Annotated in this window: 18 protein-coding genes; 3 read left to right on the top strand and 15 right to left on the bottom strand. The window is 65.2% G+C overall.

Going from position 1 to position 19,439, the window contains the following annotated elements:
* The first annotated feature begins 35 nt into the window (after positions 1-35).
* On the top strand, positions 36-1,010 hold the full coding sequence (locus tag AX729_RS10400) for a sugar ABC transporter substrate-binding protein (RefSeq protein ID WP_061022628.1): 975 nt from the start codon (positions 36-38) through the stop codon (positions 1,008-1,010).
* Positions 1,011-1,083: 73 nt separating this feature from the next.
* Positions 1,084-1,371: a YciI family protein gene (locus AX729_RS10395; protein ID WP_061022663.1), complete on the top strand. Its 288-nt coding sequence runs from the start codon at positions 1,084-1,086 to the stop codon at positions 1,369-1,371.
* Positions 1,372-1,463: 92 nt separating this feature from the next.
* Here the strand turns inward: AX729_RS10395 and AX729_RS10390 are convergent, their stop codons facing one another.
* The 13 genes from AX729_RS10390 to hydA all read right to left on the bottom strand — a co-directional run bounded on the left by AX729_RS10390 (position 1,464) and on the right by hydA (position 17,068).
* A complete protein-coding gene (locus AX729_RS10390) occupies positions 1,464-2,456 on the bottom strand; it encodes an ABC transporter ATP-binding protein (protein ID WP_061022626.1) in 993 nt (330 codons plus the stop codon).
* Positions 2,453-3,442: an ABC transporter ATP-binding protein gene (locus tag AX729_RS10385; RefSeq protein WP_061022621.1), complete on the bottom strand. Its 990-nt coding sequence runs from the start codon at positions 3,440-3,442 to the stop codon at positions 2,453-2,455. The genes AX729_RS10390 and AX729_RS10385 overlap by 4 nt, the downstream gene beginning before the upstream one ends.
* Before the next feature lie 31 nt (positions 3,443-3,473).
* Positions 3,474-4,397, bottom strand: a complete 924-nt coding sequence (locus AX729_RS10380; protein ID WP_061022620.1) for an ABC transporter permease — start codon at positions 4,395-4,397, stop codon at positions 3,474-3,476.
* Complete coding sequence (locus AX729_RS10375; RefSeq protein WP_061022619.1) at positions 4,394-5,335, bottom strand: ABC transporter permease; 942 nt, start codon at positions 5,333-5,335, stop codon at positions 4,394-4,396. Before AX729_RS10375 ends, AX729_RS10380 begins: the two co-directional genes overlap by 4 nt.
* 17 nt (positions 5,336-5,352) lie before the next feature.
* Positions 5,353-6,954, bottom strand: a complete 1,602-nt coding sequence (locus AX729_RS10370) for an ABC transporter substrate-binding protein (RefSeq protein ID WP_061022618.1) — start codon at positions 6,952-6,954, stop codon at positions 5,353-5,355.
* 155 nt (positions 6,955-7,109) lie between these two features.
* Complete coding sequence (gene nikE / locus AX729_RS10365) at positions 7,110-8,780, bottom strand: nickel ABC transporter ATP-binding protein NikE (protein ID WP_061022615.1); 1,671 nt, start codon at positions 8,778-8,780, stop codon at positions 7,110-7,112.
* Positions 8,777-9,625: an ABC transporter permease gene (locus AX729_RS10360; RefSeq protein ID WP_061022613.1), complete on the bottom strand. Its 849-nt coding sequence runs from the start codon at positions 9,623-9,625 to the stop codon at positions 8,777-8,779. Before AX729_RS10360 ends, nikE begins: the two co-directional genes overlap by 4 nt.
* Positions 9,622-10,653, bottom strand: a complete 1,032-nt coding sequence (locus tag AX729_RS10355; protein ID WP_197433570.1) for an ABC transporter permease — start codon at positions 10,651-10,653, stop codon at positions 9,622-9,624. Before AX729_RS10355 ends, AX729_RS10360 begins: the two co-directional genes overlap by 4 nt.
* A 31-nt stretch (positions 10,654-10,684) precedes the next feature.
* Positions 10,685-12,304 carry an ABC transporter substrate-binding protein gene (locus tag AX729_RS10350; RefSeq protein WP_061022610.1) on the bottom strand — a complete coding sequence of 540 codons (1,620 nt, stop codon included), beginning with the start codon at positions 12,302-12,304 and terminating at the stop codon, positions 10,685-10,687.
* A 119-nt stretch (positions 12,305-12,423) separates the two neighbouring features.
* On the bottom strand, positions 12,424-13,860 hold the full coding sequence (locus AX729_RS10345; protein ID WP_061022608.1) for an NAD(P)-binding domain-containing protein: 1,437 nt from the start codon (positions 13,858-13,860) through the stop codon (positions 12,424-12,426).
* On the bottom strand, positions 13,857-14,606 hold the full coding sequence (locus AX729_RS10340) for an SDR family oxidoreductase (RefSeq protein WP_061022606.1): 750 nt from the start codon (positions 14,604-14,606) through the stop codon (positions 13,857-13,859). Before AX729_RS10340 ends, AX729_RS10345 begins: the two co-directional genes overlap by 4 nt.
* Position 14,607: 1 nt before the next feature.
* The gene (locus tag AX729_RS10335) at positions 14,608-15,582 is read right to left on the bottom strand and encodes an NAD-dependent epimerase/dehydratase family protein (protein WP_061022605.1); all 975 of its coding nucleotides are present in this window, start codon (positions 15,580-15,582) and stop codon (positions 14,608-14,610) included.
* Positions 15,583-15,598: 16 nt separating this feature from the next.
* On the bottom strand, positions 15,599-17,068 hold the full coding sequence (hydA, locus tag AX729_RS10330) for a dihydropyrimidinase (RefSeq protein WP_061022661.1): 1,470 nt from the start codon (positions 17,066-17,068) through the stop codon (positions 15,599-15,601).
* Positions 17,069-17,124: 56 nt separating this feature from the next.
* Here hydA and AX729_RS10325 point away from each other — a divergent pair, with 56 nt between their 5' ends.
* Positions 17,125-17,787, top strand: a complete 663-nt coding sequence (locus AX729_RS10325; protein WP_061022603.1) for an aspartate/glutamate racemase family protein — start codon at positions 17,125-17,127, stop codon at positions 17,785-17,787.
* On the opposite strand, the gene AX729_RS10320 is transcribed toward AX729_RS10325, so the two are convergent.
* Together AX729_RS10320 and AX729_RS10315 are read right to left on the bottom strand one after the other, a co-directional pair.
* Positions 17,784-18,443 (bottom strand): flavin reductase family protein, encoded by a 660-nt coding sequence (locus AX729_RS10320; RefSeq protein ID WP_197433569.1) that lies wholly within the window; start codon positions 18,441-18,443, stop codon positions 17,784-17,786. The two genes, AX729_RS10325 and AX729_RS10320, sit on opposite strands and share 4 nt — an antisense overlap.
* A gap of 5 nt (positions 18,444-18,448) precedes the next feature.
* Positions 18,449-19,381, bottom strand: a complete 933-nt coding sequence (locus AX729_RS10315) for an N-carbamoyl-D-amino-acid hydrolase (protein ID WP_061022598.1) — start codon at positions 19,379-19,381, stop codon at positions 18,449-18,451.
* Positions 19,382-19,439 lie beyond the last annotated feature (58 nt).

Raw genomic sequence — 19,439 nt, 5'->3', positions numbered from 1 at the left:
GAGTTCCAACAAGCAAAACGAGGGATGGAGGCAACATGAAACGGAAACTGGGCTATTTGACGCTGCCGCTGCTGATGGCCGCTGCGTTCACCACGCAAGCACGCGCGGATGGCGAGACCATCGCCGTCTTCACCAAGAACCAGACCAATCCGTTCTTCCAGACGGTGCGGGTCGGCGCCGACAACATGGCGAAGACGCTGAACGCGAAGACGCTTCAGTACATCCCGACCAAGCCGGACTCGATCCCCGAGCAACTCAGCCAGATCGAGGACGTCGTGGTGAAGAAGCCGAGCGCGATCGTCTTCACGCCGGTCGACTACAAGGCGATGGTGCCCGGCGTCGAGAAGATCAACGAGGCCAAGATTCCGGTCGTCAACATCACCGACCGCTCAGCCGGGGGCAAGTTCCTGTCCTTCGTCGGCGCCGACGATTACAGCCTTGGGCTGGAGACCGCGCGCTTCCTGCTGAAGACGCTGGGTGGCAAGGGCAACATCGTCATCATCGAGGGCGTCAAGGGCTCGCTGACCAATGTCGACCGCGTCCGCGGCTTCAACGACGCGCTGAAGGAGAATCCGGGCGCGAAGCTGCTGGCCTCGCAGCCCGGCAATTACCAGCGGCTCCAGGCGCTCCAGGTGATGGAGAACCTGATGCAGTCGAACTCGCAGATCGACGGCGTGCTCGCCGCCAACGACGCCATGGCGGTCGGTGCGATCGAGGCGCTCGACGGCGCCAACCGCAAGGCCCAGGTGATCGGCATCAACGGCACCAAGGAGGCGATCGACGCGATCAAATCCGGCAAGCTGCTGGCGAGCGGCGACTACAACGGCTTTGCGCAGGGCTGCCTCGGCACGATGATGGCGATCCGGTCCTTGCGCAACCAGCCGGTCATCGCCGAGATCGTGCTGAAACCGACCGTCATCACCAAGGACAACTACCAGCCGTTCGACGTGCCGCTGGAGCAGCGCACTTGCCCGACCTTCGAAGAGGCGGGCAAGCTCGCCGGCAAATGAACGTATGCACGACAACGACGGACGGCCGCTCCCGCGGCCGTCCCAAGAACCCAAGCAAGAAACGGAGCCCACAATGCTGTTCGCCATCCACGCCCTCGACCGCGACGGCGCGCTGCCGACCCGGCTCGCCAATTACGACGCCCACAAGGCTTTCCTGAGTGACACCTCGCGCTTCGGCGTCAAGATCGTGATGTCCGGGCCGCTGGTCTCCGACGATGGCCAGACGATGATCGGCAGCCTGTTCCTGATCGAGGCACCGGGCCGTGCCGAGGTCGAAGCCTTCAACCGCGCCGATCCCTTTGCCGCGGCGGGCATCTGGGAAAAGGTGACCATCACGGGCTTCCTGCGCCGACAGGGTTGAGGCGCGGCCACATCAACACAGGGGCATAACGCCACCATTCCTCGATCGTCGTTTCCCTCTCGGACCTGTCGCCAGCAGGGCTGGCGCAAGGGCTATTCGGCCGCCGCCGGTACGCCCTCTTCCAGGTGACAGGCCACCCACTGCTCGGCTCCGGCCGAGCGCAGCGTCGGCTCCTCGGTCCGGCAGCGATCGAACACGAAGGGGCAGCGGGTGTGGAAGCGGCATCCGTTGGGCGGGTTGATCGGGCTCGGCACGTCGCCCTTGAGGATGATCGGATTGCGCTGGGCGCCGGGCTCGGGCAGCGGCACCGCGGAGAGAAGCGCCTTCGTGTAGGGATGCCTTGGCGCGGCAAAGATCTCCCGGCGTGGCGCCACTTCGACGATCTTGCCGAGATACATGACCGCGACGCGATGGGTCATGTGCTCGACGATCGCGAGATCGTGGCTGATGAACAAGAGCGCGAGGCCGAACTCGTGCTGGAGATCCTGGAGCAGGTTGACGATCTGCGCCTTGACCGAGACGTCGAGCGCCGAGACAGCCTCGTCGCACACGATCAGCTCGGGTTCGGCCGCGAGTGCGCGCGCGATTCCGATACGCTGGCGCTGGCCGCCGGAGAATTCGTGGGGCCTGCGGTTCAACGCCTCGCGCGGCAGACGCACCGTGTCCATCAGTGCCGTGACGCGAACCTCGAGATCCTCCGCGGATTTGGCGAGGCCGAAATTGCGGATCGGCTCGGCGAGAATGTCGCGCACGCGCATGCGCGGATTGAGGCTCGAGAACGGATCCTGGAACACCACCTGGACGCGCCGGCGCATCTGGCGCATCGTGCCCGGGGCGGCGTCGTCGATCCGCTGGCCATCGAGGATGACCTGGCCCGAGGTGATCTCGAACAGCCGCAAAATGGCCCGGCCGACCGTCGACTTGCCGCAGCCTGACTCCCCGACCAGCGACAGCGTCTCGCCGCGCGCGATCTCGAAGGAGACGCCGTCCACTGCATAGACGAATTCCGACTTGCGGCCGAACAGGCCGCTCTTGACCGGAAAGTGCTTCTTGAGGTCGTTGACCTGGAGCAGCGGAGGGCTCATGCCGCGACGGCTCCCTTGGAAGCATAATGGCAAGCGGCAACGTGGCGCGGTCCCTTCTCTTCGAGCCCCGGCGCATATTGCCGGCAGAGATCGGTCGCGAGCGCACAGCGGCCCGCGAAGACGCAGCCGACAATGGGCTTTCGGAGATCAGGCACCTGCCCGGGAATCTCGGCCAGTCGCCTTGCCGTGCCCGTCAGCGACGAGCCAAGCCGCGGCACTGCGCCCAGCAAACCTTGGGTATAGGGATGGCGTGGCGAACGGAACAGTTCGGCCACCGGTGCCTCCTCGACCTTGCTGCCTGCATACATCACCATGACTCGCTCGGCGATCTCGGCGACGACGCCGAGATCGTGGGTGATCAGGATGATGGCGGCGCCGACCCGCCGCTTCAGGTCAAGCATCAGCTTCAGGATCTGCGCCTGGATCGTGACGTCGAGCGCGGTCGTCGGCTCGTCCGCAATGAGAAGCTTCGGATTGCACGCCAGCGCAACCGCGATCATCACGCGCTGGCGCATGCCGCCGGAGAGCTGGTGCGGATATTCGCGCACACGGCGCTTCGGCTCGGGAATGCCGACCAGCGTCAGCATCTCGACCGCGTGCGCCTCCGCCGCCTGCTTGTCGAGGCCCTGATGGATCATCAAGGTCTCGCGGATCTGGCGGCCGACGGTGAGCACCGGATTGAGGCTCGTCATCGGCTCCTGGAAGATCATCGAGATGTCGTTGCCGCGGATCGCGCGCATCTCGCGATCGGAGAGCTGCAGCAGGTCCCTGCCCGCAAAGCGGATCGCGCCGGCGATCCTGCCCGGCGGCTCCGGAATCAGCCGCATCAGCGACATCGAGGTCACCGATTTGCCGCAGCCGGACTCGCCGACGATGGCCAGCGTCTCGCCCTCGTCAACGTGAAAGGACACGCCGTTGACCGCGCGGTTGATGCCGCCGGGGGTGCGGAAATGGGTCTGGAGGTTCTCGACTTCGAGCAAAGCCATCGCGATCAGCCTCGATCCATCAGAGGCAACATCACAGACTCTTGGCCATGCGCGGATCGAGCGCATCGCGAAGGCCGTCGCCGAGCAAATTCACGGCGAGAACGGTGACGGACAGGAACGCCGCCGGGAAGAACACGATGTAGGGCTTCACCTGCCACAGCGCGCGGCCCTCGGCCATGATGTTGCCCCAAGACGGAATGGTCGGCGGCGTGCCGGCACCGATGAAGGACAGGATCGCCTCGGTGATCATGGCGCTGGCGCAGATGTAGGTCGCCTGCACCAGCATCGGCGCCAGCGTGTTGGGCAGGATGTGGCGCAGGATGATCATCGGCGTGCGCGTGCCGCAGGCCACGGCCGCGTCCACATAGGGCTGCTCGCGCAGCGACAGCACGACGCTGCGGACGAGGCGCGAGACGCGCGGGATCTCGGCGATGGTGATGGCCAGGATGACGTTGCCGACGCTGCCGCGCGTCAGCGCCATCAGCGCGATCGCGAGCAGGATCGGCGGAATGGACATCAAGCCGTCCATGAACCGCATCAGGATGCCGTCGGCCCAGCGGATGAAGCCGGATATCATGCCGATGGCGAGGCCGACTGCCGACGCGAAGATCGCGACCGACAGGCCGACCGTCAGCGAGACGCGCGCGCCAAACAGCACGCGGGAATAGATGTCCCGGCCGAGCACGTCGGTGCCGAACCAGAAATCGGCCGACGGCGCCCGCGTGCGTTTGGCGGGCGCAAGCGCGGTCGGGTCGACCGTGCCGAGATAAGGCGCAAAAACTGCGACCAGGACGAGGGTCAGCAGCAGCGCGCCGCCGATGGCGACCGTCGGATGGCCGCGCAAGAGGCCGAGGAAGCCGCGCCGGATCGTGACCGGCCGCAATATCTCGGGCAGTTGCGGCGCGACGACGAAGCCGGCCGGCAGCGATTGCGGATTGACGGTGGTGTCGGTCAATAGCGGATCCTCGGGTCAACGAGCGTATAGACGACGTCGATCATCAGATTGACGAGAACGTAGACGAAGCTGAACAGCAGCACGATGCCCTGGATCACCGGATAGTCACGGCGCAGGATCGCGTCGATCGTGAGGCGGCCGAGGCCGGGGATCGCGAACACGCTCTCGGTCACGACCGCGCCGCCGATCAGGAGCGCGATGCCGATGCCGATCACGGTCACGATCGGTACCGCCGCGTTCTTCAGCGCGTGGATGAACAGGATGCCGCCCTGCCCGAGGCCCTTGGCCTTGGCGGTGCGGATATAGTCCTGTTGCAGCACTTCGAGCATGGCGGCCCGCGTGATGCGCGCGACCAGCGCGATGTAGACGCAACCGAGGGCGATCGCCGGCAGGATCAGGTTCTCGAGCCACGGCCAGAAGCCCTGCGCGAGCGGCGTATAGCCCTGCACGGGGAGCCATTCCAGCTCGAGCGCGAAGATGTAGGCGAGCATGTAGCCGACGACGAAGACGGGCAGCGAGAATCCGAACACGGCAAAGCCCATGATGACGCGGTCGATCAGGCTGCCGGCCTTCCACGCCGCCACCACGCCGAGCGGCACCGCAATCACGATCGTGAGCAGCAGCGTCACGATCATCAGCGACAGCGTCGGACCGAGACGCTGCCCGATCATCGCCGAGACCGGCAGATTGGTGAAGATCGAGGTGCCGAGATCGCCGTGCAGGATGCGCCAGACCCAGCTTCCGAACTGGACCAGGAACGGACGGTTGAGGCCGAGGCTCTGCCGGATGCGCTCCACATCCTCCGGGCTCGCCTGATCGCCCGCGATCACCACGGCCGGATCGCCCGGCGCGATGTAGAGCAGGCTGAACACGAACAGCGCGACGATCGCCATGACTGGCAAGGTCGCGACGATGCGACGGAGGATGTAGGAGAGCATTTGGCCTCAGCGCACGATCATGCAGACTTCGACACGCCCCAGAAGAACGGCAGCGGCCCCTTTGTAATGCCGGAGACGTTCTTGCGCCACGCAGTGTAGCTCAGGAAGAAGCCCGTCGGCGCGTAGACCACGTCATCCAGCGCCGCCTTGTTGAGGCGGCCGATGGCGGCCTTCTCCTCGTCGAGGCTCTTGGCCTCGAACCAGGACGCGACCTCCTTCTCCGTGGCGGGGCTGTTGGGCCAGCCGAACCAGGCCTTGTCGCCATTGGCGCGAATGGCGGTGTAAGGCGCCGGATTGATGCAATCGGCGCCCGCGTGCCAGGTGTGGAACATGTTCCAGCCGCCCTGTCCCGGCGGCGTCTTCGCCGCACGACGCGATCCGACGGTGCCCCAATCGGTCGCGACGAAGTCGACGTTCATGCCGAGCTTCTTCAGCAGGTCCGCAGTGACGTCGCCTTGCGCCTTAGTAATCGGCTGGTCCTGCGCCACCAGGCACGTCACCGGCTGGCCGGAATAGCCGCTCTCGGCGAGCAGCTTCTTGGCCGCATCGAGATCGCGCTTGCCCTTCAGGATCTCGCCGCCGGCTTCGCTGTAGAGCGGCGTCTCCGGCGTGAAGAAGCCGGGCAGCGGCTTCCAGAGCGCCGTATCGTCGCCGACGATCGCGCGCATGTAGTCTTCCTGGCTCAGCGCCATCAGCACCGCTCGCCGCGCCCGCACGTCGTTGAACGGCGCAAAGAGATGGTTCATGCGGAACGAACCGATATTGCCGAGGGGATCGCCAATGTCGACGCTGATGTTCTTGTTCTTCTTCAGGACCGGCACCAGGTCCGCGATCGGGCTCTCCCACCAGTCGACCTCGCCGTTTTGCAGCGCGGCGGCCGCCGTGGCCGGATCCGGCATCACGATCCATTCGACGCGATCGACCAGGATCTGCTTGCCGCCCGCGAGCCAGGATGCCTTCTCCTGCCGCGGCGCGTAATCGGTGAACTTCTCGAACACCGCCTTGGCGCCGGGCACCCACTCGCCCTTGACGAATTTCATCGGCCCGGAGCCGACATAGTCGGTGATCTGCTTGAAGGGATCGGTCTGCGCGATGCGCTCCGGCATGATGAAGCCGCACGGCGAGTTGTTCTTGGCCAGCGCGTAGAGCATCTTCGGGAAGGGCTGCTTGAGCACCCATTTGAAGGTGCGGTCATCGACGGCCGTCAGCTCCTGCTGCAGCGCCTTGATCATCAATCCCATGGGGTCGCGCGCCGACCAGCGCGTCAGGCTTGCAACGACGTCCTTGCTCAGCACCGGCTCGCCGTCGTGGAACTTGAGTCCCGGCCGCAGCTTGAAGGTCCAGGTGGTGCCGTCGTCGCTCACTTGCTCGGACTCGACCATCTGCCGCTGCGGCTGCAGCGAGGAATCGATGCCGTAGAGCGTGTCCCAGACCATCGCCGCAGCATTGCGCACGACATATTGGGTGCCCCAGATCGGGTCGAAATTGGCGAGATTGGCCTGCGGCACGAAGCGCAGGGTCCGGGCGGATGCGCCTTGTGCGATCGCCGGGGCCGAGAGGCCGGTCAATGCCAGACCGCCTGCGCCGGCCAGTCCCTTCAATACGGTCCTGCGATCCATGAAGTCCTCCCAGTAGTGCCGTGATGCCGGCCATCGTCGGCCGAAAGCAGTGAAACCAGAGCCCATTTGCGTGCAAATGGTATGCCACTATTCGGCCCCTCGCGAGCATGGTCTGACGGCTGTCTGGCCGGATCCAGGGGCTCGGGTCCAGGACCTCAGAGGGCAGCCGCCAGCGTCGGCCCGGTCTCGAAATGCGGGATCGCCTCGACCAATTTGCGCGTGTAGTCGGTCTTCGGATTATCGAACAGCGCCCGGCTCTCGCCCTGCTCCACGATGCCGCCATTGCGCAGCACGATGGTGCGGTCGCAGAGCATGCGCACCACGTTGAGATCGTGGCTGACGAACAGCAGCGCGATGTCGTTCTCGCGCCGCAGGCGGTCGAGCAGTTGCAGCACCACCGCCTGAACCGAGACGTCGAGCGCAGCGGTCGGCTCGTCCAGCACCAGGAGCCGCGGCCGGCAGGCGATGGCACGGGCGATACCGACGCGGGCTTTCTGCCCGCCGGAGAGCTGATGCGGAAACCGCGGCAGCAGATCGAGCGGCAATCCCACACGTTGCGCGCATTCCTCCACCCGCTGACGCAGCGCATCACCCGTGCGCATGCCGTCGAGCCGCATCAAGGGATGGGCAATACAATCGAATGCCGTGAAGCGCGGGTTGAGACTCTCGTTCGGATCCTGAAAGACCATCTGGATGTCTTTGCGCAATGGCGAGCGGTGAAAATCACGCGACGCCACGTGCCCGATCGACTGTCCATCGAACACGATGTCGCCTTCGCTCGGGTCGATCAGGCGGCAAATCATGCGCGAGGTCGTGCTCTTGCCGGAGCCGGACTCGCCAACGAGCCCGACGCTCTCGCCGCGGGCCATCGTCATCGAGAAGTCGGCAACCGCGGCGGACCCCTGGTCGAAGCGCTTTGCGAGCTTCCGCACCTCCAGGAGCGGCGGCGTACCGTGTGGCAAAACCGGCCGTGGCTTGTCGAGAATGGCGTTGTAGCGCTCTCTCTCCTCTTCCGTCACGAGGTCTTCGATCCGTGACGTCGCCGTCGGCGATGCCGCAACCAGGCGCCTCGTATAGGCGTGCTGCGGCGAGCTGAAGAGCGTGCCGGGGCTCGCCTCCTCGACGATCCGGCCACGCTCCATCACGGCGATGCGGCGGCAGTAGCGCGCTGCGAGGCCGAGGTCATGCGTGATCAGGATCGTCGCCATGCCTCGCGCGGCGGCAATGTCTGCCAGCAGATCCATCACCACCTTCTGCGTGGTGACGTCGAGCCCGGTCGTCGGCTCGTCGGCGATCAGCAGCGCGGGATTGCAGGAGATCGCAATCGCGATCATGACGCGCTGGCACATGCCTCCGGACAGCTCGTGCGGATAGGCGTTCATCCTCAGCTCGGGATCGCGGATCTGAACGGCGCGCAGCAAGTCCAGCGCCTCGGCGCGCGCGGCCTCCTTCGAGATGCGCTTGTGCGTGAGGATCGCATCCGCGATCTGCAATCCGATGGCCCGGATCGGATTGAGCGCCGCCCGCGGGTTCTGGAAGATCATCGACATCGCGGCGCCCTGGAGCTGGCGGAGGTCATCGCCCCTGAGCTTGGTGACATCCTGGCCGCGAAACAGGATCTTGCCCGCGGTGACGCGCCCGGCGGCATCGAGCAGCCGTGTCGTCGCAAAGCCGGTGACCGACTTGCCCGAACCGCTCTCGCCGACGAGGCCGAGCATCTCACCGGCCTTGACCGTCAGCGTCACGCCGCGCACGGCCTCGACCATTCCGCGCCGCGTCGAGAACGCCACGTGGAGGTCGTCGATCCTGAGCAGATCCTCGCTCATGTGCGCATCCGGGGATCGAGAATGTCCCGCATCCCGTCGCCGAGGAGATTGAAGCACAGCACCGCCATCATCAGCGCAAGGCCCGGAAATGCCACCAGCCACCATCGGCCCGTCGAGATGAAGCGCGCGCCTTCCGCGACCATGATGCCCCATTCCGGCGTCGGCGGCTTGACGCCGAGGCCGATGAACGACAGGCCGGCGGCATTGAGGATGGCCCAGCCGAGATTGAGTGAAATCTGCACCGCCATCGCCGGCAGGATGTTCGGCAGCAGGAAGCGCAGCACCACAGAAAAATGGCTCTCGCCGCAGGCACGCGCGGCCTCGACCCAGCCGACATTGCGCCTGACGTTCACCTCGGCCCGCGCGAATCGGATGTAGAAGGGAAGATTGATGATCGCGGTCGCGATCACGATGTTCTCGATCCGGTTGCCGAGAGCGGCCACCATCGCCATCGCCAGCACGAACAGCGGAAACGCCATCATCACGTCGACGAAGCGGCCGACGGCGCGATCGAGCCGGCCGCCGGCATAGCCGCAGAACGCACCGACAACGGCCCCGATCACGAAGGAGATGCCGACCGCTGAGATCGCGATGGCAAGGTCGAGCCGGGCTGCGATGATGAGACGGCTGAACACGTCGCGCCCGAGTTGGTCCGTACCGGCAATGTGCGTCGCACTCGGCGGCTGCAACGCCTCCGAGACGTTCGAGGCTACGGGATCGTAAGGCACGATCCACGGTCCGAAGATCGCGACCAGGACGAAGAGGAGCACACCGGTCGCGGCAACCGCGGTGAGCGGATTGCCGCGGAGGATCCAGACCGAATGGCGAAGGGTTGCGCTGGTCATTCGATCGACACCCTGGGATCGGCGATGCCGTAGCAGATATCGACCACGAGATTGACCAGCACGAACAGGCTGGCCATCAGCAGCACGAATCCCTGCACGGGGGCATAGTCGGACGACAAAAGCGCATCGAGCGCATAGGAGGCAACGCCCGGCCAGGAGAACACCTTCTCCACCAGCACATTGGCGCCCAGCATGGTCGAGAACACGATGCCGGCGATGGTGATGACGGGAAGGATCGCATTACGCAGCGCATAGGTCACGACCACCTTGCGCCAGGACAATCCGACCGAGCGCGCGGTGCGCACGAAATCGCTCCCAAGCGATACCAGCATCGACGCACGCGTGATCCGCGCGAGCGGCGCGATGACGAATAGGGCCATGCTCACGGCCGGCAGAACCAGCTGCTTGCAGGCCGCCCACCAGCCCTCAAAATCGCCCGCCAGCAGGAAATCGATCGAGAGAAAACCGGTACGCTGCGGCGGCAGCGAGGTGAAGACGTCGATCCGCCCGGTGGGATCAGGCGCGAGCCCGAGCAGGTAATAGAAGACGTAGATCAGCAGCAGGCCCGACACGAAGGTCGGCACGCAGACGCCGAGCGCGCAGAACAGCCGCACGCCGTGATCGATGATCGATCCCGGTCGCAGCGCCGCGACCACGCCGAGCGGTACCGCCGCGATCAGCGCGATCAGAAGCGCGGTGAAGGTGAGCTCGAGCGAAGCCGGCAGCCGCTCTCGCAGGTCCTTCAGCACCGGCTGTCCCGTCATCATGGAGCGGCCGAGATTGCCGTGGCCGATGTCGGAGAGATAAAACACGAGCTGCTCCGGCACCGACTTGTTGAGTCCCATCTGCTTGCGGATCTGCTCGATCTCCTCCTTGCCGGCATTGGGCCCCGAGGCGAAGAACACCGCGGGGTCGCCGGGCAGGACGCGCATCAGCAGAAAGGTGAAGACCAGCACGCCGAACAGCGCCGGCAGCGACGACAGAAGCCGCCTGCCCGCCCGCACCAATGTTGCACCAAGACCGGTCATCACCCTTGGGAGCCTCTCTTGCCTTCAGACGTTACTTGCGGCTGAGGTTGCGGTAGTCGACCTGACGATGGAACTCGTAGATGTAGCCCTCGACCGAGGTCGCCATCACCGCATCCTGGTTCGGCTGCCACAGCATGATCTGGGGCATCAGGTCGACATGCATCGCGTTGAGCTTGCGGCCGTCCTCCTCGTATTTGGCCTTATCCGGCTCGAACCGGGCTTCCTGGGCGATCGCCGACAGCTCGGCATTGTTGATCGAGCTGTAATTCCAGCGCTGATTGCCGGTATAGAAGTTGCGGTAGAAGTAGTCCGTCGACGGCAGCCAGGCGATGATGCCTTCGGTGAAGAAGGGCACCTTCTTCTCGTTGATCAGCGTCGACATCTGCGCGTCCGGCAGCTTCTGGATGTCGACCTTGATGCCGATCTTGCCGAGCGACTCCTTGACCAGCGCCGCCATCGGCTCCGCCTGGGAGGCCCATCCGACATTGAAGCTGAAAGTGGTCGAGAAGCCGTCCGGAAGGCCGGCGGCCTTGAGATATTCTCTTGCCTTGTCGAGGTCGAGCTTGACCGGCTGCTGGAACGGATAAGTGCCGTTCAGCGGCTTGCCGTCCGGCCAGCTGGCGCCGTACAGCGGCGCGCCGCGGCCGAACAAGGCCGCCTTGAACATGTCATCGTAAGGCAGCGCGAACGCGATGGCGCGGCGGACGTTGACGTTGTCGAAGGGCGGTATCTGGTTGTTCATCGAGACGAACGTGATCGCGTTGTATTGCGGCGTCGAGACCACCTTCAACTTGCCCTTGGCTTCGAGCGACTGCACGTCGCTTGCCTGAAGATCGAGCACGATATCTGCGTCACCGCGCTCGACCAGATTGGCGCGGGTTGCCGGCTCCGGTACCGATTGCACGATGACGCGCTTGAAGGAGGCGGGCTTGCCGGGAGAACCGCGGTTCCAGGCCTCGTTGCGCTTGAGGGTCACCTGCTCGCCGGGCTTGAAGGTCTCGACGATGTAGGCGCCGCTGCCTGCGGTGTGCTCCTTCAGCCAGGCCATCGCCCACGGATCGTCCGCGGTCGCATGCTCCTTCGCCAGCTTCGAATTGATGATCATCGGATAGACGGTGGCGAGATTCGGCAGCGCCAGCTTGTCGGGCTTCGGCAGCGTCACCTCGATCGTCAAGGGATCGATCACCTTGAACTGATCGGCGGATGTCAGCGACCCCGTCAGCAGCTGCGCCTTGCCGAGGATCGGCGCGGTGACGCAGCGGTCGAGCGACCACTTCACGTCATCCGCCGTCACCGGCGAGCCGTCCTGGAACTTGGCGTCCTTGCGCAGATGGAACGTGATCTTCAGCTTGTCAGGACTGACGTCATATGACTCGGCGAGCTCGCCCGTGATCGTGTCGAGATCGAACACCCATTTGCCGTTGATCTGCTTACGGCCGAACGACACAAGTCGATCGTAGGTGCTCATGCTGAGCCCGAAGGATTCGCGCGTCGCGCCGGGAATGTTGGGATCGAGCGTGTTGACCGACGCGCCGGTCACATAGCGCAGCGTTTCCGCTCTGGATTGCGCGTGCGAAGGCGCGGTCGCGATCAGCAACAGCGCAGTGATGGCAAGGCCTGAGGTCGCGGACCTGAAAGACACAAAACGCATTCGTTTTCCCTTGAATTTCGAACGAGAACGCCAGCAAGGCAGGTTTAGAAGGAAGCAAGTTGCGCGCCAGTCTCATGGCGTGCGCGTGGAGGCGCGCCGTCGCAGCGGCGCATGGGTGATCATCGCGATTCCTCCGTTCTTCCCGCACGCCGCGTGACCACGGCCTGCGGCACGTCATAGGCGCTGAGCGAGGCCCAGTGCCGTTCAACATCGGTGCGAAACAGGCCGCGCGTCAGGCCATTCACGAGCTTTGGAACCGCCGTCGTCATCGCATTGATCGACGATCCCGATGCACCGAAGCTCATGGTGGAAGCGATGGCGAAGAGATGGATATCGGAGATCCACGGCGTCTTTCCGGGCACGCGCTCGGTGAAGGCATAGTCGTCGGCGAGATAGGGAAAGCGGCCGAGCCGTTCATTGCGTTCGCCCTCCGGCGGCTGATAGCGGTCGGCCCAGGCCGCGATGTTGCCGGCAAACCTGGCGAGCTCGCCGCGTCCGGCGAAGTTCATGTCGATGCCGGTGCCGCAGATGACGAAATCGGCGGTGACGGCGCCACGCGGCGTCTGCAACTCAATGGCTTTGCCGGTCTCGCGCGCCGCTTCGATCGGCGCGCCCTCGTGCAACATGAAATTGGCGTGGCGAGCGCAGCGGTCATAGGTTGCTTGCGGAAATCCTTCCCGCATCTCGAGAACCTTGCGCATGAAGCGCCAGCGCCAGGCATCGTCGAGATCGCTGAGATGGCGCAGGAAGCCGCGAAAGGTCAGCCAGCGATAGGGCTGGATCACCTGGATCTGCGCGCGGCGGCACAGCAAGTGCACTTCAGAGGCACCCGCCTCCAGCGCGGTGGCCGCATTGTCGAAGGCGGATGCGCCGGCGCCGATCACGACGACGCGCTTGCCGCGAAGGCCCTCGAAATCGATGTCGTCTGCGACGGTCGCGACCGAACTCGCCGGCAGATCGCGTAGCGGCTCCGGGATCATCCAGCCGCCCATGCCCTCCTGTCCCGTCGCCAGCACGATCTTGCGCGTATAAAGTGTCTCGACGGCGCCGGACTGTTTCACGCGCGCGGCGAGCAGGCCGTCGGCCGCCGGCGCAATCTCCAGGAGCTCACAGCCGTTGCAGACCGGCAGGCCGAGCGTGCGCCGCAGCCACAGCAGGTACTCGGCCCAGTGCGCGCGCGGAATCAGATCGAGCGTCTGCCAGCTCTCCTTGCCGAAACGGGCTTCGTGCCAGGACTGATAGGTGAGGCTCGGGATGTCGAGGTCGGGGCCGGTGTAGTCCTTCGGGCTGCGCAGCGTCGGCATCCGGGCATAGGTGAGCCACGGGCCCTCCTTCCCCTCCTCGGCCTTGTCGATCAGCAGGATGTTGCTGACGCGCGAGCGCATCAGGCCGAAGCCGATGGCGATACCGGATTGGCCGGCGCCGATGATGAGCACATCCAGCGCAGGTTTTCCGTCCGGCCCTGTCTTCGGTTCGAGCCATGCGGCGCCGGGGTGCGCGATCATCGCGAGATCGGCGCGAATTTCGGCTTCAAGTTTGATCAACCCATCACTCATGCCGCGAGCCAGCCTCCGTCGACCACCATCACGGTGCCGGTCGTGAACGAGGACGCATCGCTGGCGAGGTGCAGCGCGGTCTGCGCGATCTCCTCCGCCTGACCGAACCGCTTCATGGCGTGGCGGTTGCGCGAGGCCTCGCGCACCTCGTCCGAATTGGCGTGCCGGGCGAAGCTGCGGCGAAGCATCGGCGTATCGATCGCGCCCGGCGCAATCGCGTTGACGCGGATGCCGTCGGCGGCGAAATCCACGGCCATCGTCCGGGTCAGGCTGACGATCGCGCCTTTGGCGGCGATATAGGCACTGTTCCCCTTGCCGCCGGCCATCGCGAGCTGCGAGGCCAGCGTGATGATAGATCCGCTGTTCTGCCGCTGCATCTGCGGCACCGCGGCCCGCGCCCACAACCAGGTGCCGCCGACATTGGTGCGAAACACCGCGTCCCAGTCCTCCACGCTCGTCGTCAGCACGGTGCCGCCGCAGGAGAATCCTGCTGCCGTCATCAGGATGTCGAGCCGGCCATGCCGCGTCACGACGTCGCCGACGACGGTCTCCGCGAACGCGGCATCGCCGACGTCGCCGACATGCGTCGTGGCATCACCCACGAGGCCAAGCGTTTCCTGAAGCCCCGCGGCATCGCGATCGACCAGAGCGAGACGCGCTCCTTCTGCTGCAAACAATTTTGCGCCGGCGCGGCCAATGCCCGAGCCCGCTCCGGTGATGATGGCAGTGCGCCCATGCAGCCGCATGTCAGATCCCCTCCTTGTGCTGCATCCACCAGGCGCTCATCGCGGCGGCCGACTCGGCGCAGCCGAACCGCGCCCGCCAGCCGAATTCGTCGGCCATCCGCGCAACCGAGAGCGGGGCACGATCGCCGCCATGCAGCTTGATGACGGTTTTCTCGCCCGGGTTCGCAAGCCGGCAGTGCAGGCCGGAATGAAGTGCCGCAAAGGCCTCGCCCCATTGCAGCGCCGACCAGCCCGCACCGCTGGAGATATTGTAGAGCCGATGGCGTGGCCGCTCGGCCTCGATCAGCACAGCCACGGCCTCGGCGGCGTCGACCGCGTAGGTCCAATCCTTAAGTCCCGGTGCCGGCATGATCGCCGGCTCGCCGCGGGCGAACGCTGCCAGGATCTGGAATTGGAGGCTGGGCGTATCGCGCACCGCGCCGGCCCGCTCCCACGGGCCAAACACGGCGCTCAGCCGCACGCTCAGAAAATCGCCGCCGAAGAGCTCGGCATGGCGCGCGACCGACCGCTCCGACGTGAATTTGCTGATGGCGTAGAACGAGACCGGGTCGCAGGGCGTCTCCTCGTCCAGGACTTGATGACGCTGGCCGGCGGCGCCATAGGCGGACGCCGAGGACAAATTGACGACGCGGCGAACGCCGTGGCGGATCGCCGCTTGCAAGATCGGGATCTGCGCCATGACGTTGATCTCGAGAACGCGCGCGGGCGACGCCCTCTCGAGATCATCTCCGGCTGTGATCGCCGCACCAAGCACAAGTGCGTCCCAGCCTTCAGCGATGAGGGCGTCGATACCGGCCGCATCTGTGATATCGCCCTGCACGACCTTCAACCGCTTGCGATCATCGGCCAGCGAACGCTGCGCAGCATGCGGCAGCGGCGAACGATCATACAGTGTCACGTCATGGCCGCGCGCGAGCAACACCTCCGCCAAGTTGAGGCCGACAAAGCCGGTGCCGCCGAAGATGACGATCTTCATCGCGCGCGATCCACCTTCACAGCAGCTTCGCTCCGAAATTCCGTTCCGGATCCATGTCGGCAACGAGCCGGCCGGTCGGCTTCGCCGCCTCGCCGCCGCTGCGCGCCAGGAATTTCCCGCTGCCGGCACTCGCGAGACACTTGTTGTCCTCGACGACCACGCGGCCGCGCGAGAGCACGGACACCGGCCAGCCCTTCAGCTTGCGGCCCGCGAAGGGCGTGTAGCCGGTGAGATCGTGCATCATCGCATCCGTGATGGTCACCTCGCGGTTCGGATCCCAGATCGCGATGTCGGCATCGGCGCCGACCGCGATCGAGCCCTTGCGCGGGTGCAGATTGTAGATCTTTGCCGGGGCAGTCGCCGTCAGCTCGACGAATTTCTCCAGGCCCAGCCGCCCATTCGAGACCATCGCGTCGAACAGCAGTGGCAACCGCAGCTCCAGTCCCGGCAGACCATTGGCGACCTGCTTGAAGTTCGGATTGGGACCGGCGCGCAGCTTGCCGGTCTCGTCGTAGCGATACGGCGCGTGGTCCGACGAGATGGTCTGGAGATCGCCGAGCGAGAGCGCCTGCCAGAGCGCCTCCTGGTCTGCATGCGTACGCGGCGGCGGGCTGCACATCCATTTGGCGCCTTCCGCGCCGGGCTTGTCGAGATCGTCCGCGGTGAGGAACAGATACTGCGGACAGGTCTCGGCGAAGACCTTGAGCCCCTGCCCGCGCGCATCGCGGATCACCTTGGCGCCTTCGGCGGTCGAGACGTGGAAGATCATGATCGGCTGGTCGATCAGGGCCGCCATGCCGATCAGCCGGGTGAAGGCCTCCGCCTCCGACACGCGCGCGTGGCTGACGGCGTGGTATTTCGGCATGGTATAGCCGCGCGCGAGCAGGCGCTTGACCATCCAGGCGATGATGCCGTGATTTTCGGCATGCGCGCACAGCATCGCGCCGGACTGGCGGGCCGCGAGGAGGATGTCGAGCAGCGGCTCATCGTCGACCTTGAGCCGGTCGTAGGTCATGAAGATCTTGATCGAGGCGTGCCCCTGCTTCACCAGCGCCGGGATGTGCTCCTCGACCGTCTCCTTGGTCGCGTCCGCAATGATCATGTGAAAGGCGTAGTCGATGACCGCGCCCTTCTTCGCCAGCGCGTGATAGTCCTCCACCACCTGCGGCAGCTTCATGCCGACATGCTGGGCGGCGAACGGGATCACCGTGGTGGTGCCGCCGAAAGCGGCAGAGACCGTCGCGCTCTCGAATGTATCGGCATTCATGATGCCGGCAGCGGAGAGCTGCTCGATATGAGCATGACTGTCGACGCCGCCGGGCAGCACCAGCTTGCCACGCGCGTCGATCTCGCGTTTGGCCGCCGGCAGGCCCTTTCCGACGGCTGCGATGGTCTCGCCGGAAATCGCGACATCGGCCTCGAACACGTCTGTCGTGGTGGCGACGCGGCCACCGCGGATGATCAGGTCGTAAACTGGTTCAGTCATGAGGCGCTCCATGATATGCCTGAAACGAGTGATCTCCATTTTGCAGGAAGACCATCATGTCCCGGCCGCGCATTCTCGTCATCAACCCGAACTCCAACCACAAGGTCACGCAGGGGCTGGAGGATGCGCTGAAGCCGCTCGACTTCGAGGGCGGACCGGAAGTGGTCTGCCAGACGCTGGCCGAGGGCCCCTTCGGCATCGAAAGCCAGGCCGACGTCGACAGCGTCGCGATGCCGCTGCGCCGGCTGGTCGAAAGCGACAACAGCTCGGCCGCCTTCATCATCGCCTGCTACAGCGATCCCGGGCTTCAGGTGTGCCGTGAAGGTACCGACCGCCCCGTGTTCGGCATTGCCGAGTGCGGCGTGCTCACCGCGCTCGCCCGTGCCGAAACCTTCGGCGTCATCGCGATCGCCCAGCGCTCGATCCCGCGACACATGCGCTATCTCAGGCAGATGGGGCTGACCGACCGCCTGGCCGGCGAGCGGCCGCTGAACATGAGCGTTGCGGAAACCGCCTCGGGTGAAGGCACGCTGGCCAAAATGATCGAGGTCGGCCGTGCCCTGCGCGACCAGGACGGTGCCCGCGCCATCGTGATGGGCTGCGCCGGCATGGCTCGTCATCGCCGTCCGCTCGAAGACGCGCTGCAAATCCCCGTGATCGACCCGACACAGGCGGCCGTCACCATGGCGCTGGGCACGGTGCAGTTCTCGGCTCACTAGGCGTCCTTCAGCTCTTTGGCGTCCTGCCGCGCGAGCCATTGCGCGTGGCTCTCGCGGACAAGCGCGAACGTATCCCGCTGCGTCGTGTAGAGGTTGCCGAACATGCGGCCGATCGGCCGGTACGCGTCGAGATCGACATACATGTTGACCTCGTCGACGAGACCCTCGCGGGCGTGCACCCTGAGCACCTCGCCAACCAGCAGCTCGCGATCCGGCGAGAAGGTCAGCACCACATGGCGTCGGCATTCCAGCGCGAACGGCGCCGCGGCGAGGCGCGGCACCTTCACGTCCACTGACGGAAGCGTGGCAAGCCCGGTCGCGGCGACCTCGCTGTCCCCGGAGGGGAAATCGACCGCGCAGTCGTTCATCGCCACCGACAGCGCTTCATCCACCATGTGCACGACGAACTCGCCGTCCCGATGGATGTTGCGCGTCGTGTCCTTCGGGCTGTGATCGGGCTTGTGCTGAAGCCCGAGCACGATCAGCGCGGGGCTTTCCGAGAAGACGTTGAAGAAGCTGAACGGCGCGGCATTGACAGCTCCGTTCTCGTCCAGCGTCGTCACCAGCGCGATCGGCCGCGGCACCACAACGCCGCAGAGCAGCTTGTAGCGGTCACGCGCGTCCAGCTCGCGCAGGGAGATGCCTTTGCCAGCCATCGGCGTCACGTCTCCGGTGGCGGCACCGCGCCGGTCTGGCTGGTGATCAGGCCGTAATGCTCGATGCGGCGATGCCGGGCGAAATCGAAAATCGTGGTCTTGCCGAAGATTGTGGCATCGAGATCGCAGGGATGGACCAGAAGCTCGTCCTCCTCCGTCTTCGCTTCTGCAACGATCTCGCCGTTGGGATCGACGATCAGGCTGCCGCCGAACAGCGGATGGCCGTCCTCGACGCCAGCCTTGGCCACCGCGACCACCCAGGTCGCGTTCTGGTAAGCGCCGGCCTGCACCGAAAGGCGATTGTGGAACAGGCGCTTTTCGACGCCCTCTTCGCTCTTCTCGGCATTCACGGACGGCGTGTTGTAGCCGATCAGCACCATCTCGACGCCCTGCAAGCCCATGACGCGATAGGTCTCGGGCCAGCGGCGGTCGTTGCAGATCGCCATGCCGATGATGCCGCCGAGCTCGCGCCAGACCTTGAAGCCGAGATCGCCGGGCTCGAAATAGCGCTTCTCCAGATGCTGGTGCGAGCGCTTGGTGTCGTATTCCACGTGTCCCGGCAGATGGACCTTACGGTATTTGCCGACGATCTTGCCGGACTTGTCGGTGAGAACCGCGGTGTTGAAGTGATGACCGTCCGGCGTCAGCTCCGCATAGCCGAAATTCATCGCCATTCCGTGCTGCGCCGCGCGTTCAAACAACGGCTTCGTCGCCGCATTCGGCATCTCCCGCTCGAACCAGACATCGAACTCGGCCCGGTCCTCGACATACCAGCGCGGGAAGAATGTCGTCAGCGCCAACTCGGGATAGACGATCAAGTCGGCGCCCTTGCTCTTGGCCTCGTCCATCAGCGCGATCATGCGCTTGACCACGGCCTCGCGGCTGTCGGCTTTCTGGATCGGGCCCATCTGGGCGGCGGCGACATTGACGATGCGCATCAGCGAATTCCTGATCTCTTCACGAATTTTCTGGCGAGGCTGGGGATCGCAGCTTCAA

This window comes from Bradyrhizobium sp. CCH5-F6, from assembly GCF_001556045.1.
GTDB lineage: Bacteria > Pseudomonadota > Alphaproteobacteria > Rhizobiales > Xanthobacteraceae > Bradyrhizobium.
The sequence above is the reverse complement of the archived record's forward strand: the minus strand, read 5'-3'. Positions and strand labels throughout refer to the sequence as shown.